This window comes from Thermococcus eurythermalis (genome assembly GCF_000769655.1).
GTDB lineage: Archaea > Methanobacteriota_B > Thermococci > Thermococcales > Thermococcaceae > Thermococcus > Thermococcus eurythermalis.
Genome location: NZ_CP008887.1, coordinates 399,526 through 413,876 on the forward strand (window position 1 = coordinate 399,526; position 14,351 = coordinate 413,876).

Sequence of the window (14,351 nt, forward strand, 5' to 3'; positions counted from 1 at the left end):
CCCATGGCACTCACCGCAACGCTAAAATACCCCACTTAGTAATTATCCCTTTGGGTAGAGTAACAGGTGGGATACCCATGGTCAGGGATAAAGCCGAGAAAATCAAAGCTGTTCTTGAGGGCCTCGAAAAGGAGACTAAAACTGAAGAAGCCATTAAAACCTTCCGCGAGATTTTCACGAAATTCTGGGGTTTTAGTTATCGGGATGAGGACATAGAAAGGGAGTACCTCGATAACTTTGTTGATGGGAACACGGGTGTCCTGAAAGTCATTGCCATCACCGAGCCTGAGGAGGGGGCCGAGTTCTTTGTTATCTATGGTGAGACCTGGAGTGATACCGTGAGGTACCGCCAGAGGCTGATAAAGAGGCTCCTGGAGTTTACGGGTTCCCTTGGACTCGACTTTGCGAACTTCATTCTCATCCTGGATATTAAAAAATCGGCCGGAGGCCCACGCAAGTTCTGGAAGCTCATCGTGCCCCTCTATCAGAGGCACCTGGAGAGCGCCAAGCTCAACATCTATACAATTGACCCTGAGGACAAGAAGCTCCGGACTCTTGCGTGGAACTTGGCCCGGGTTTCCGAAGAAATTGAGAAGAAAAGGAAAGTATTGCCCGCCAGTGAGATCAGGGCCCTGATAAATGAACACATGCTCGTACAGCCCCTGACGGAGCAGTTCTTTGAGGACTACAAAGAGTACTACCTGAAGCTCAAGGACTGGATAAAGGCCAGCTACGGGGATGCCCTGAGAAAGGCCTGCCCGCCGGACTATCTATCAACCGTTGATGAATCCGCAAAGGTTCCCCAGGAGAAAGCCGAGGATATCTTCGTTGAGAGGGCCGCCAAGACCTTTGCCCACACCTTCTTCAACAGGCTCATGTTCGTCTACTTCCTCCAGAAAAAGGGATGGATAGTTGATAGGGCGACCCTCAGAAAGGAGCTCAGGGAAAAAGTTGACGTTAAGAACTTCGTCAGATGGCTTCTGGAGCAGCATGAAGAATATGGGGGCAACTTTTACGGTGACTACCTAAGGGTTCTGTTCCTCTATGCGATGAACACTCCGAGAAGGGACTGGGCCAGGCTTAAAACTCCTGAAGTTAAAGAAACCCTGTCAAAGATACCGTCGCCCACCGTTAGGGACGTCTTCCTCTACGGTGTTCCATACTTCAACGGCGGCCTCTTCAGCCCAGTTAAGATGGAGGGCGTGAACCTGGACGAGATAATTACCGAGATCGACGACAACCTGCTCAGGAGGATAATAGTTGACTTCTTCGAGGGCTACAACTTCACCGTTACCGAAGAGACCCCCTACGAGGTTGAGGTGGCCGTTGACCCGGCCATGCTGGGCAAAATTTACGAGTCCCTCATCGCCGAGGAGGAAAAAGCCGGCGAGGAAGAGGAGAGAAGGGCCTCGGGGATATTCTACACCCCGCGGGCAGAGGTTGACTTCATGTGCAGGATGGCCGTTTACCAGTACCTCCGGAGGAACACAGGAGTCGGGGAAGAACTCATCAGGGGGTTCGTCTTCACGCCCGCCCACGAGTGGAAACCGGGGAAGCTGTCGTGGGGTGAGATTGAAGAGCTCGAAAGGGCCCTAAACGAGGTTAAAGTCGTTGATCCGGCCGCCGGAAGCGGTGCCTTCCTCGTGGGCATGTACCACCTCCTAATCGAGCTCCACGAGAAGCTGACGGAGGACAGCAGGGCAACCTACAAGAAGAAGCTTGAGATAATCAGGGACAACATCTACGGCGTTGACATCAAGGAGTGGGCGATAAGGGTTGCAAAGCTCAGGCTCTGGCTGGCCCTCATAGAGGAAGAGGAGAGAATCCCCAACGAGCCAATCCTGCCAAACCTTGAGACGAAGCTGGCGGTTGGAGACTCGTTAGCGCCACCTCACTTCGTTCTGAAGCTCGGCGGAAGGAAGAGGGTTATAGAGATACCCCTCGCCAAGTTCCGTGAGGGTCTCAAGCTTTTAGGGGCGAGGAGGGGTGCCAGCGAGGCCATAGTCGCTTACAAAGGCCTCGTGAGAAAGTACTACATGGGCGAGAAGATAGACGGCAAGCCCGTGACGCTCAGGGACATAGAGAAGGCCAAGTGGGGAGTCCTCCAGGAGTTCCTTGAGATGGCCCTCCAGGAGGAGCTGAAGGCAAAGGAGAAGAAGGAGATTAAACTGCTCCTTGAGGCGGTGAAGAAGGAGGACTTCTCGGCCCTTGAGAAGCCACCCTTTATCTGGGAGCTTGATTTCCCCGATGTCATGCTTGAGAAGAAGGGCTTTGACATCGTGATAGCGAACCCGCCCTACGTGAGGCAGGAGAAGATTTACCCGGAGTACTATGACCTGGCGGAGTTCCAGATGCTGCCGAAGAAGGAGCAGAACAGGCTCAAGAAGGAGTACAAGAACAGGATAAAGACCCACATGGAGACCATAATAAAGGAGAAGTTCAAGCACGAGATGAAGCTCCCCGGCAGGAGCGACCTCTACGCCTACTTCTTCGTCCAGGGGGTTAACCTGCTGAACCCCAAGGGGGCGCTGGTCTTCATCACCTCAAACTCCTGGCTCGACGTTGACTTCGGGAAGGCCCTGCAGGAGTTCTTCCTCCGCTTCACCCACCTCAAGGCGGTGATTGACTACACGAGGAGGAGCTTCGAGCAGGCCGATGTCAATACGGTGATTACGGTTTTGACGAGAAAGCCCAAGGAGCTGTTCAACACGGTCGGGGAGGAGTGCGTCAACTTCATCCTGCTGAAGAGGGGCTTTGAGGGCATTGAGTCAGGGGTTGCGGAGAAACTGCTCGAATGCTACGCCGGAAAGGTGAAGGGCGTTGAGGTCTTTGGCGGGGAAGTTTACAGCTACGAGGACGATGATGTTAGGGTCAGGAGCGTTAAAGCGGTGGAGCTCGCCAGAATGGGCGGCTTCGAGGTCGGAAAAAGGAACCCCCTCCTCGGGACTTACAACATCTTTGGTGAATACGGGGGCATGAAGTGGGGCGGAATTTTGATTAGAGCACCGAGGATATTCTACGTGATTCTGGAGAAAGGTAAGGGGAAGCTCGTGAGGCTGGGGGATATTGCTGAGGTCACAAGAGGATTCACAACAGGAGCGAACGAGTTCTTCTACCTTGAACCTATCAAGAACCCGATAGAGTGGCCAGTCTGTCCTATTTGTGGCAGGGTTCACAGGCCGGAGGAAGGATTAGTCGCCGTCAAAAATAAAGCGGGTTGGGAGGGCTACATTGAGGAGGAGTTTTTGAGGCCTGTAATAATAAGTCCCCGAGAAATTAGGAAACCTCTAATCTATGAGCAAGAACTAAAGATGGTAGCGTTTATTTGTAACGAATCCAAAGATTCGCTAAAAGATCATCAAAAACTTCACGCTCTTAATTACATCCAATGGGGAGAGCAGAGAGGATATCCTCAGCGTAGCACCCTTAAAAGTAGAAAGCCTTGGTATGGACTAGTTCCCCATAAAACTCCTGATGTACTATGGCCAATGATACACAATGACAGGCTTATTGTTGGGATTTTGCAGAGTAGAAATATTGTAGTTGATCACAACCTATTTGAGATAACTGCCGACGAAAAAAATGCATCATTGGCTCTTTTTGCATCATTATTTGCAACATACCAGGCACTTATTCGAGAACTTATTGGACGTTCGAATCTTGGAGAAGGAGCGCTGAAGACTGAAGGAGTTGATATTCAAAAGCTTATTGTCTTTAAGCCTGAAGCTTTGGCTGGATTCACAGAACAGCTAAAACAGGTGTTTGAAAGACTGAAAGACTACGAAATCAAGTCCATCTTCGAGGAGCTCGGCCTCCCGAAGCCCAACCGCGATTTGAGCAACATCAACCCCGAGGACGTCTCCCTCGACAGGGTTCTTCCCGACAGGCGGGAGCTCGACAGGGTCATCTTCGAGGCCCTTGGATTGACGGAGGAGGAGCAGCTTGAGGTTTACAGGGCGGTGGTTGAGCTCGTGAAGGCGAGATTAGTTAAGGCGAGGACGTTTTCGAAGAAGGGGAGGGGGTGATTCCGTGTGCTTAAAGGATGGGCAAAGCTTATTCTTGGGTTATTAGCTTATTCTCCTCTCTTTGTGATAATATTGATAAAGAACCTTCCTCTGATGTGGGGACTCATTGCTGGGGCGGGGGTATTTATTATAATTTTCCTGTTGTCTCGGGCAGTAATAAACTCCGTGAGGAAAACAAGTGGACAGTTAATATTGGTTAAAATAGATAGGGATCTTAATGAACAATATGTTGGTTTTATCGTCACATACATAGTTCCGTTTATTGGAACCATTAGGACAGTAAATGATGTGATCTCACTGGGAATTTTGTTAGTAGTTATATTTGCTCTGTATCTAACGACGTCTCTATTTGCTGTTAATCCCTTATTGAAGTTACTTTTTGGATACAATCTTTATCTATGCACTATTAATAATAAAGATGGAATACTGTTGTCAATGGAAAAACTTAATAGGGATGAAGAATTATTTTTGCCAGCATATTGCCTAGATTCAGGATCCCACATTTTCATTCATCATAGGGGAGGTGTGATGAAACATGAGTCAGGTAACAGCGGAGATAGAGGAAAAGACTCTAACAAGAATTAAAGTTTCAGACCTTGAATTTCCCCCATTGGATAAAGTTCAGGATGAAGTTCCAGTCATTACTCCAAGAATGTTTATCATCAAACGATATCGTACCCCAAAAGAGGAGAGTACTCCTTACAAGTACCTATTTTATCCTGCCACCATTACTGATGAAGTGGTAGGAAGCTTTAAGGAAATCCTATCCACTTACATTGATTACATTTCAGAGCTAGAAACTGAAAGTATTCCCATGTATCATCCAGATTTGGAAGAATTTCCTTGCTATGTTGAATTAACTTCAGATGGCTTCCCGTACTGGTCCTATTTTGTCAATGTCCTGAGGTTGGACTATGAGGCAAAAGCTCCCAAGAACATCGAGAGTAATCTCTGGGGATATCTGTTTTATCTACGTGCTCCATACTACGCAATAGGATATGCGAAGAGATTATCAAAATCCAAAATTGTCAAGAAGAAACGTTTTTTAAAAGGTGGCCTTGTTGATAGAAATATTGTCTTTAATTCAGTCGAAGAAATCGATGGGATAGAATTTGATGAGTCTGTAGACTTTTTATTTGTTGTAAAATTTAGCAAGAACGACCCCAACCAAGTAAAATCTTCATGGGGAATAATCTGGAACAAGAACGGTTTTGAGTCCCTGTTAAATGTCTATGAATATCAAAAGCAAAAAGCCCTAGAAGTCCTAGAGCAATGTAATACGCTTCAATCTGTTCTCACAGATGAAGACCTTCAAAATTTCAAGCAGACTGTAGAATCTAACAGACAGCTCCATAAAATGCTACTTCATCCGGTGACAAAACAATACATGAATGAGGCAACTATAGAGGATTTCAAATGGGTAAAAGAAAAGTTTGGCGATGAAGTTTCTTTTGATATCGACGAAGATTCAAATAGAGTCATACTTCCCCCTACTGATTCTGAAGAATACAAAAAGGCTGTTAGAGAGGTTTTAGGAGTGATAGGAGCTAGGTTCACAAAAACCCTCAATGATCAACACATTTCAAAGGGAAAACCTGAAGAGTTGAGGTGATAGAACTATGAGTGATACTCTAAGAAAATTAAGCTACGAATTAGATAATGCTTTGAAATTTTCTATTCAGGATAGTCCTATAGGTAAGGAACCCAAAATTGTTGAAACGTATTTAACTAATATTTCCGCCATGTTCACACACCCATTTCCATTACGAGCCGATAATCAGTGGCATTTAGTATCAATCCGTACAAAATTTGTCCACCAGAAGCCATATGCATTATTTAGTTCTAGTGGACCATGCGGAAAAACAAAGATAGAATTGGGAGATATCCTATTTGTCGTAAAATATCTTGATTCCCACTCGATACCAATCGAAATAAGAGCCTCATTTCTTCAAGCAAAGCTAACTAATAAAAACATGTGGAAAATAACAGCCCATCAGCAAGAATTTCTAATGAGTCCCCACAGATACAAATTCAAATTTGGTAAAAAGTGGGATAGTGACCAGCAAGAAAGAAGAATAAATTCCAGATCTAGTTGGTTGTTCACATACTTATTAATGTCTACCCAGGGCGTTCCCAATTTAGCTACGAGTCCAGAAATTGTGGAGCTCTGGAGGCAAAAACCATGTAAAGATTACACAATACCAATGGATTTCTTTGTTCCAGTCATTTACTCAAGAACACCCCAATTTTCAGGTTTTGTATGGTATAACAAATTTGTAGGTGGAAGCTATGCATTATGGCTCTACAAGTTCCTCAGAAAGAATGGAGTGGGGGGATACATTGTCAATAATGGTAAGATTTCAAATTTAGAATTGAATGATTTAGTTAATACAATTCACAGATTTGTAGGCTTTCTACCTGATCCCCCTAAGGAGTTTGAGGGATATTACGGTGAAGGAACATTTGGGATCATTGAGTTCACGTTCACTCCAGTAGAAGAAAGAGAACTTAGGAGACTTGACTGAAGTTCCCTCCCAAAATCGAAGCCATCTCAATAATAACTGACATGTTAGATGGGGATTCCTATGCACAACCTCGATAAAGCGTTGCTGGAACTCTTTGCTAGCTCCGGAGGAACTCTCACAGCAAACTTAAAACCATACCTTAGCCTAATTCTTGAGATTTATGGAGCATTTGAGATTCTCGACCGATTCATCAAATGGAGGAAGAAAGAAGAAAAGAGGAGAAAACTCAAAAGATCCCTTGCACTCACGTTCCAGAAAAAGCTCGACAAGGCTCGTAATGATCTTGAAAAACTGGCGGATGACCTTGCATACGCGTTTGGGGCCCTGTTCATTTACTCCATTGCAATACCCCCATTTGAACCCAAAGAAAAGGCCAGAGACATAATCAAACAGCTCGAAAATGATTACATCGAGATGACAAAGAGCATGGGGGAATTAATGAGATTGGTCAAGAAACACGAAAAAATGATAGTTTCGGCCCTTGAGCTAGATGAAACCCAAATTATGTTGCTGGAAGGTTTAAGTGAGGCTTTTGAAAAAGAAACCCCGGATATCAAGGCACTCGTGGACTACCTGCCCCTAATCGTTCAGGAAATGCAGAAGACTGAAAAAGAGAGAAAGGCTTTCGGCCGTGAGCTTGCTAAAGGAATAGGAAAGTTCAACTCTACTACCGGACTCGCTGTAATAAACCGAGCCCTCGGAATCAACCGGCGGTACAAGAGGTGCTTCAAAAAAGCGGCTAAGCACGGACTCAAAGAGTTCTCCGAGAAGTTTAATGAATGCATCGCCCGTTAACTTCCCACCCACTTATCCCCTCAGCGCAGTGTTTTCAAGGCCCTCTTGATGCAATCAATAACCGTATTCTTGCGCACCCGAATGATATCCTCTAACTTATCCCCGTCCTCATCATCGAGTAGGTTTTCCACAAAGGAGTACTTTCGCTGGGCTTTTCGAACGTAGGATTGTGATGAGAAGTTAACTTTTTCCGAGCCTCTTGGCGTTTTAATCTCCGGCATCTCTTTTAGGTCGTAGTCCGCCGCGTTTCTTAGGCTCCTAAGATATACCATGGAATTATGAACTTGCCTGATCCTAACATCGTTAATTTCCTCTTTAAGTGCTTCAAGAAAAGCTATTATTGCTGCATGGGGGCTACCACCCTCAAGGGAAGCGATGAAGTCCCTAAGATCCTTATCACATAGGGATGGAGGGTATTTTTTCAACCCGTTCTTTAAAACCTCCCGCAGCTGTAAAAAGGCCGAGTAATAATACCTTCCAACAGCCGTTCTGTTTATGGCATCTCGAGGGGGAGCGCCTGAGTCATTATTTAAAGAACTTAAATAGTCCCCAACTAACTTGAACCCCTTTGGGTCAAAGTCGGGCATGCTACCCCACCATCATTCAAAGAGAGAGTACACGAGTATTCTGTTGGATACCTTGGGGTCTGCTGAGAGGAGCTGGTACTCAAAGTCCTCAGACATATCAACTGCTTCCTCGGAATCTTTGAACTTCGCTATTATTACAATGTGGGGGTTGAGGCCGCCTTCGGGGGTTCCTGCAGTTATCTTTATCTCCCTGACTTCTGGCTTGTCCAACCATTCGGGGAGAATTCTTAGGAGATAACCGAGTATCAGCTCTTTGTGAGGTATCGAAGTCTCAAGCAGGGATTCAAGATCTACATTAAGCTTTCCCTTCCACCCCTCCTGAAGGCTCGAAAGGAGTACAATCTCACGAAGGGTTAGCAGCGCCCTCGCTATGTTTGATGAGAGTGCTGACAGAGCGCTTTCTAACGCACTTGTTACTTCCTCAGATACAGTTAGCACCTCCTCTGGCTCCTCTGAGGATAACGCCAGGCCGCTCTCGTAGTAGAGCGTTTGCTGTCCAGCTCGAATGGTTCCCGTGAAGTACTGGTTAGTTTCCTTGAGCGACATCGCCATCGCTGAGCACCTCCCCTATAGCGTTGTAGAGTTTCATCAAATCCCCTTTTGTCATGATAAGGTTGATTGCAACGGGCTTCTTGTCCTTTAAGTGTTCGATTTTTAAGAGGTAGTACTTCAACTCCGCTCCATCCACGTTTATCTCTGCAGGATGCACCTCAATATTGTCAATTACAGGCAGGGTATAGGCTCTTTTGAGTTTGGCTTTTACTCTGAGGTCAGGAACGTTGAAGGTTTCAGAGATTTTCTTTTCAATCTCATTTTCGGGCTCCTTTTCGTTGAAGACCATCTCTCCCAGTATCTTTAGTGTTTTTTTCATTGCCGCATTTAGATAGCGTTTCTGCTCGTTCGTATCAAGGCCCATTTCTTTAAGGGTGGAGAGCACGTTGTTGCCTGGGAGGGATATTGTGAGCTGACCATCCTTACCAAGGGCAACCTTTGGCCGGTAGTCTGAGAGAACTTTTTCAATGACTTTATTGATTAGATCATCATCAAGCTTTGGCTTTTCACTCTCTGCTTTCGCCAGCAACTGGAGAATCTTAATAAGTTCGCTGTTCTCCATAGAATGCCCCCACTTCTTCTTGGGTTTCTGAGCTTAAAAAAATTCCGTCTGGATATATCAGTTTGACTAACAACCTCAAGAACGCGGTGGTGGCCCTCGGAGAGGGAGGGCTCCTTAATGACCTTAGATCCAAAATGGAAAAGGACGTAGGCCTCCTAATTGAGCCAGTATCAATGGAAGAGTTTTTGAACTTTGTTGAAGAGTTACGATTGGAACTCATAGGTATTGTCGCAGAATTGGGGGGACTTAGTTGAGGTGAAAACTGATGTCTGAGTCCGCAATCTCCCTCCTCGACAAATACGGGCTTGTGGATAACAGAATTAGAGAAGTGAATGGTAAGAAAAAGGGAATCAGGCTGATAGACGTCCTCAGGGAAGTATTAACCTCCGGGGACTACAACAGGATTGACGTCGCCGTGGGCTTTCTGTTCATCAGCGGCATGAAAGAAATACAGGATGAGCTTGAAGAGTTCTTCTCCAACGGCGGAAAAATGCGCATAGTAATTGGGAACCAGACCAACAGGGAGACCTACGAACAGCTGAGCATGGTTTATCATTCCCTCGAAGCCCTGAAGAGATTAAAGGAGAAAGTCGAAAGCGAAAAATCGGATCTGGATGAGCAGAGCAGGGACATTGAGGCCAACGCAAACTACATGGAGCAGACTCTTGAGAACGAGGAATTCCTCCAAAAACTGCTGAAATGGCTCAGAGACGAGAAACTTGAGATCCGCGTTTATGTGAAGGAATTCATGCATGCCAAGGCGTACCTGTTCTACCCTTCGAGGGGCTCTGTTACGAGAATCGGGCTGGTGGGCTCCAGCAACTTCACCCTGGCAGGATTTTCGGGCAATACGGAGCTAAACGCGCTCGTCCAGTCAACGCACTTCGAGAGCCTCAAGGAATGGTACGAGGAGATATGGGAAGAGGCCGTCCCGTTTAATCCCAAGCTTCTTGAAGTGATTGAGAGAAGCTGGGCAAACCAGATCCCTGGAAACCTTCCATTGCCATACGAGGTCTTAATTCGGGGTCTCTATGAACTCTACAAGGAGATGCTGGAGGAAGACTCAAAATTCTTGCTAAGGAAACTGGATGAGACCCTCTACGATTTCCAGAGGGACGCCGTCAGAAGGGCCATAGCAATAGTAAACAAGTACGGTGGAGTTCTCATAAGCGATGTGGTCGGCCTTGGAAAGAGTTACATAGGCCTGGCCCTGCTGGAGCACTTCTCCCTTTTCGAGCTCCTCCATGGACGCTCAAAAGAGGTGGCGGTGATAGCTCCTCCGGAACTGGTTAAGTACTGGGAAGGCCTTCTCAACGAATTCCGCATTCCGGGAAGGGTGTTTTCCGCGGGTTTATTACCTCGCAGAGAACTCTCACCTGAAAAATACCGGGAGATGGAGAATTACATTCGGAGCGTGGAGACTGTTCTGGTGGACGAGGCCCACCACTACGCCAACACCAACACAAAATCTTATAGAAACCTTCAGGAACTCCTCACTGGTAAGAGGGTTATTCTCCTCACGGCAACCCCCTACAGGAAGCAGTACAAAGACATAATCAACCAGATTCGCCTATTCCTACCTGAGAGAAGGCACCCATTCCCGATAACACCCCAAACATGGGATGAGCTGGTAAAAGCTATCGAAAAAGGGGAGATAGACCCCTCGTACGTCCTGCGGGAGATAATGATAAGGAGAACCAGATACGATATTCTGCGTCTTTACGGCGGAAAAGACAACTGCATAAAAGTAAAAAGGCGTAAAGAACCCTTATGCTTCCCCAGAAGAAAACTTTCAGTCCTGACGTACAAGATATCGGAAGTTTACCCGATTGAGTTCGTCCCCAAGGAGCTTGTCTCAAAGATAGCCTTTGACTCGTCAATAAAACCGGATGATATCTACACCCTCTTCCTCGCAGGTATTAGCTCCATGAAATACGCGAGGTTTGCCCTCTATGACTATGTGATACCCCACTACAAAGATGCCGAACCCTACAGAAGCCTGTCCTCCGTTGGGAGGAACCTAAGGGGCCTAATGAGGATTCTCTACCTCAAACGCCTTGAGAGTTCATGGTATGCCATGTACCAGACCCTTAGGAGGGACATAATAAAGACCGAGAACTTCATCAAGTTCGTGGAGCACAAGTTCATCCCGGCTGGAGACGAGTTCGATGACGTTCTCCTCGGAAAGATAAATGGAAACAGGACACCCAAGGTTCTCAGCGATGAGGAAGTTGAAGGATTCATCAAGGAGTACACCGCCTCAAGAACTCCACAGTACAAGGCCGGTGCCTTTAGGAGGAGTGAACTTCTGGATGACCTCCGCTACGATCTGGAAAAGCTCAAGGCCATGGAGGCGGCCCTACGTCCCCTAAAGGAATACCTCGAAAAGAATCCAGGAAGGGACCCAAAACTAAAGGTTCTTGCTGAAGAAATACAGAAGCTGTGGAAGGAGGGGAAGAAGATACTGGTTTTCAGTGAGTTTGAGGAGACCGTTCAGTGGGTTTACAATGGACTCCAGGAGATTATAGAGAACGAAGAACTCAAACGCAAGATGGCATACGTAAGTTCGAATACAAAAGGAATTGCCGAGAAGATAAGGCGGTTTGCACCGAAGGCCAACAGATATGAGGAATACATAGACAAAGAGGACGAGCTTGACATCTTGATCTCCACGGACGTTCTCAGTGAGGGTCTTAACCTCCAGGACGCCAACGTTGTTGTTAATTACGACCTTCACTGGACTCCCATAAAGCTCATACAGCGCATAGGAAGAGTTGACAGAATAGGAACAAAACACGACAAAATATTGGTCTATAACTTCTTTCCCGAGACCAAACTCGAAGAGAATCTGGGCCTGGTTGAGAAGGTCAGGAGAAGGATTGCAGAGTTCAACAATGCACTCGGTGCTGACGGTAAAATCCTCGAAGAGTCTGAAGAGTGGAACCCGTCTGCGATAGAGGCGATTTATCGGACCAGTAACTTAGATGAGATTGAACTTGAAGCTGATAAGTCCCTCCTCTCGGTCACAACATTTGCGGAGAAACTTGTGAGGGAATACATGGAATCCCACAAGGAAAGGTTTGAAGAACTGAAAAAGAGATATTCAATGAGAAGCATTGCTCTTTCAGACGCTAAAGAGCCTTATGCTTTCTTTGTCCTCTCCAACGGTGTTACGTCACAATACTTAATCTACAGACTGGTGGATGGAGAATGGAGGAAGCAGAACGTCCCAATAGAGCAATTAATTGCCAGAACTGGGTTGTCAGAAGAAACACCCCCATACAATGATGAGAAGGCCATGGACGTTTATCGTGAGGCCGCAAGAATCGCGTTAAGGGACTTTAAGAGGCTCCTCAAGATAAGTGGCAGTGCCCTTGAATACAGTAGAAGGCGTCCCTCCAAGTATCCTCCAAAGGTCAAGTTAATACTTCAGAGACTTCAGAGCAGGCTGGAAAGGACTAAAAAACCCGGTGAGAGAGAATTGCTTTCAAAATTAGTTGATCTGGTCCAGTGGGGCTACCTAAACCATGAGCCGTTTAAAGATGCACTGCTGAAGGCAAAAATCAACAAAAACGCCCGTACTGAAGATATAATCGAGCTGTGCCAAGAATTGATAGACCGCTTCGGCATCGCTACCCGTCGCAAAACTCTGCAGGAAGAAGCCAAGAAGAGAGAGCTAGAGGGAACAAAACCACACATTGTCGCTGGATTATTGTTTGTGCCCCGAAGCTCCTCTTGATTCCCAAATTATTTCTTTGGAAGAATGGATATAAACACTAAAAACTATGTAATGGTAGGTGAATTGACATGAAAACGCAAGAAAACATAGTTGGAGCCACATTTCCCGTGCCAAAACCCCTGCTGGACAGGATACTCGACAAGGGAAAGACTGTCTTCGTCAAGCCCTCGACGCTCAGGCTCAAGCCCGGCATGAAAGTGATATTCTACGCCTCAAGGGAAGATCAGGGCTGGCACGGTGAGGCGGAGGTCGAGAGCGTTGAGCACTTCACGAACGTCGAGGAGATAATCAAGAAGTACGGGAGAGAACTCTTCCTTACTCCGGAAGAGCTCAGAAAGTACGAGCGCGACAGGGTAAGGTGGCACTCAAGGGGAAGAAGGCCGAGGCCCTGGATGGTTGTTAAGCTGAAGAACGTTCGTAGGTATCCGAAAATAGTCAGGCCGAAGAGGTTCATTGCCGTTTCTGGCAGATACATCAGAGAGGACGAGTACAGGGAGATTTTGAGGAAGGCGGGGCTTTGAGGTGGTGTTATGGATCTATCCGGTGTACTTGAACGGGTTAAAGAACTTGCCGGCAGGGTCTCCAACGAAGAGTCCACGAAACAGCACATAATCCTCCCAATTCTTCAGGCTCTGGGCTGGGATATTTTCAATCCCGATGAGGTCGAGCCGGAGCTTAGCACGAACGAAGGGCGGCCGGACTACACTCTTAGGCTTGACGGAGAAGCGGTGGCTTTCCTTGAGGCCAAGAGCACCAAGGTGCCGATATTCAAAGGGGGACGAATAGACCCGAGCCACGCGAGGCAGCTCACGAGGTACTGCTTTGACCAAGGTGTCGAGCTTGGAATCCTTACCAACGGGCTCCAATGGGCCCTGTTAAAAGCCTTCGAGCCCGGGAAGAGCGTTGATGAGAGGGTCATTCTCGCCGTCGATCTTATAGGCCAAAGCACAGAGAATGCCGCCGAAAGGCTCCGGTGGCTCTCAAAGGGAAAAATCACTAATTACAGGAACATTCCGCCGGAGTACTCAAGGGTACTCACTCAAGTGCCTGCGCGAACGATATCGGCTTCAACGCTTCTGAGGACTCGTTCTGCTGTGACGTCCTCCTCTCAGGATCACAGGTTCAGAACCCTTTACGTGTCTGCTAGGGAAATTCCGTCCCTTCCAGCATCGGCGATTCCAGTGAGAGAGCTTCTGGGAACTGATCTCAAAGGGTATCAGCCCTCAGGGTGTTCGTAAAACTCAACGGTAAGTGGTACCGTGTTGATGTCTCCCGTTGGGAGAACTGGAGGAGATATAAGCTTGCCTGGAGCAGTGTTACTGCGGTGGTCGTGAGGTTTCTCTGTGATAGGGGAATGTGCGACCTTCCAGAGATCGGCCAGTTCATAACCAGGCAGTACCCTCAGACTCATCCGGAGTGGTACGCCAAAATTGACAAATGGTACCTTCGCGGGCCGGGCAATGGGGAGCAGGCAGTGAGGGTATTCCGTGAACTTGAGAGACACCTTGGAGTTGAGATTGCCCTCGAAATTATGAACACAGGATGATGCCTCTTTAGCGGGGGGAT

The 14,351-nt window shown here is 47.0% G+C and carries 13 protein-coding genes; 10 read left to right on the top strand and 3 right to left on the bottom strand.

Annotation, left to right across the window (positions count from 1 at the left end; all coding sequences use genetic code 11):
• Positions 1-77 precede the first annotated feature (77 nt).
• Genes TEU_RS02220 through TEU_RS02240 form a run of 5 tightly spaced genes read left to right on the top strand, consistent with a single transcriptional unit; the run spans position 78 to position 7,345 of the window.
• Positions 78-4,025: an Eco57I restriction-modification methylase domain-containing protein gene (locus tag TEU_RS02220; RefSeq protein WP_081947185.1), complete on the top strand. Its 3,948-nt coding sequence runs from the start codon at positions 78-80 to the stop codon at positions 4,023-4,025.
• 6 nt (positions 4,026-4,031) lie between these two features.
• Positions 4,032-4,610: a hypothetical protein gene (locus tag TEU_RS02225; protein ID WP_050002234.1), complete on the top strand. Its 579-nt coding sequence runs from the start codon at positions 4,032-4,034 to the stop codon at positions 4,608-4,610.
• The gene (locus tag TEU_RS02230) at positions 4,561-5,637 is read left to right on the top strand and encodes a hypothetical protein (RefSeq protein WP_050002235.1); all 1,077 of its coding nucleotides are present in this window, start codon (positions 4,561-4,563) and stop codon (positions 5,635-5,637) included. Before TEU_RS02225 ends, TEU_RS02230 begins: the two co-directional genes overlap by 50 nt.
• A gap of 7 nt (positions 5,638-5,644) precedes the next feature.
• A complete protein-coding gene (locus TEU_RS02235) occupies positions 5,645-6,550 on the top strand; it encodes a hypothetical protein (RefSeq protein WP_050002236.1) in 906 nt (301 codons plus the stop codon).
• Between the two features lie 60 nt (positions 6,551-6,610).
• Positions 6,611-7,345, top strand: a complete 735-nt coding sequence (locus tag TEU_RS02240) for a hypothetical protein (RefSeq protein ID WP_050002237.1) — start codon at positions 6,611-6,613, stop codon at positions 7,343-7,345.
• Between the two features lie 20 nt (positions 7,346-7,365).
• Here the strand turns inward: TEU_RS02240 and TEU_RS02245 are convergent, their stop codons facing one another.
• The 3 genes from TEU_RS02245 to TEU_RS02255 are packed head-to-tail and all read right to left on the bottom strand — an operon-like array spanning position 7,366 to position 9,046.
• The gene (locus TEU_RS02245; protein WP_050002238.1) at positions 7,366-7,932 is read right to left on the bottom strand and encodes a hypothetical protein; all 567 of its coding nucleotides are present in this window, start codon (positions 7,930-7,932) and stop codon (positions 7,366-7,368) included.
• Between the two features lie 12 nt (positions 7,933-7,944).
• Positions 7,945-8,484, bottom strand: a complete 540-nt coding sequence (locus TEU_RS02250; protein ID WP_050002239.1) for a hypothetical protein — start codon at positions 8,482-8,484, stop codon at positions 7,945-7,947.
• Positions 8,459-9,046, bottom strand: a complete 588-nt coding sequence (locus TEU_RS02255) for a hypothetical protein (protein WP_050002240.1) — start codon at positions 9,044-9,046, stop codon at positions 8,459-8,461. Before TEU_RS02255 ends, TEU_RS02250 begins: the two co-directional genes overlap by 26 nt.
• A 62-nt stretch (positions 9,047-9,108) precedes the next feature.
• Here TEU_RS02255 and TEU_RS02260 point away from each other — a divergent pair, with 62 nt between their 5' ends.
• The 5 genes from TEU_RS02260 to TEU_RS11595 all read left to right on the top strand — a co-directional run bounded on the left by TEU_RS02260 (position 9,109) and on the right by TEU_RS11595 (position 14,331).
• The gene (locus TEU_RS02260) at positions 9,109-9,300 is read left to right on the top strand and encodes a hypothetical protein (protein ID WP_050002241.1); all 192 of its coding nucleotides are present in this window, start codon (positions 9,109-9,111) and stop codon (positions 9,298-9,300) included.
• A 161-nt stretch (positions 9,301-9,461) separates the two neighbouring features.
• A complete protein-coding gene (locus tag TEU_RS02265; RefSeq protein ID WP_265100831.1) occupies positions 9,462-12,785 on the top strand; it encodes a helicase-related protein in 3,324 nt (1,107 codons plus the stop codon).
• A 68-nt stretch (positions 12,786-12,853) separates the two neighbouring features.
• Positions 12,854-13,306: a DUF365 domain-containing protein gene (locus TEU_RS02270; RefSeq protein ID WP_050002243.1), complete on the top strand. Its 453-nt coding sequence runs from the start codon at positions 12,854-12,856 to the stop codon at positions 13,304-13,306.
• Positions 13,307-13,315: 9 nt separating this feature from the next.
• The gene (locus TEU_RS02275) at positions 13,316-14,023 is read left to right on the top strand and encodes a type I restriction endonuclease (RefSeq protein WP_050002244.1); all 708 of its coding nucleotides are present in this window, start codon (positions 13,316-13,318) and stop codon (positions 14,021-14,023) included.
• Positions 14,014-14,331, top strand: coding sequence for a hypothetical protein (locus tag TEU_RS11595; protein WP_144244794.1), 318 nt, complete (start codon positions 14,014-14,016; stop codon positions 14,329-14,331). Before TEU_RS02275 ends, TEU_RS11595 begins: the two co-directional genes overlap by 10 nt.
• The last annotated feature ends 20 nt before the right edge of the window (positions 14,332-14,351 follow it).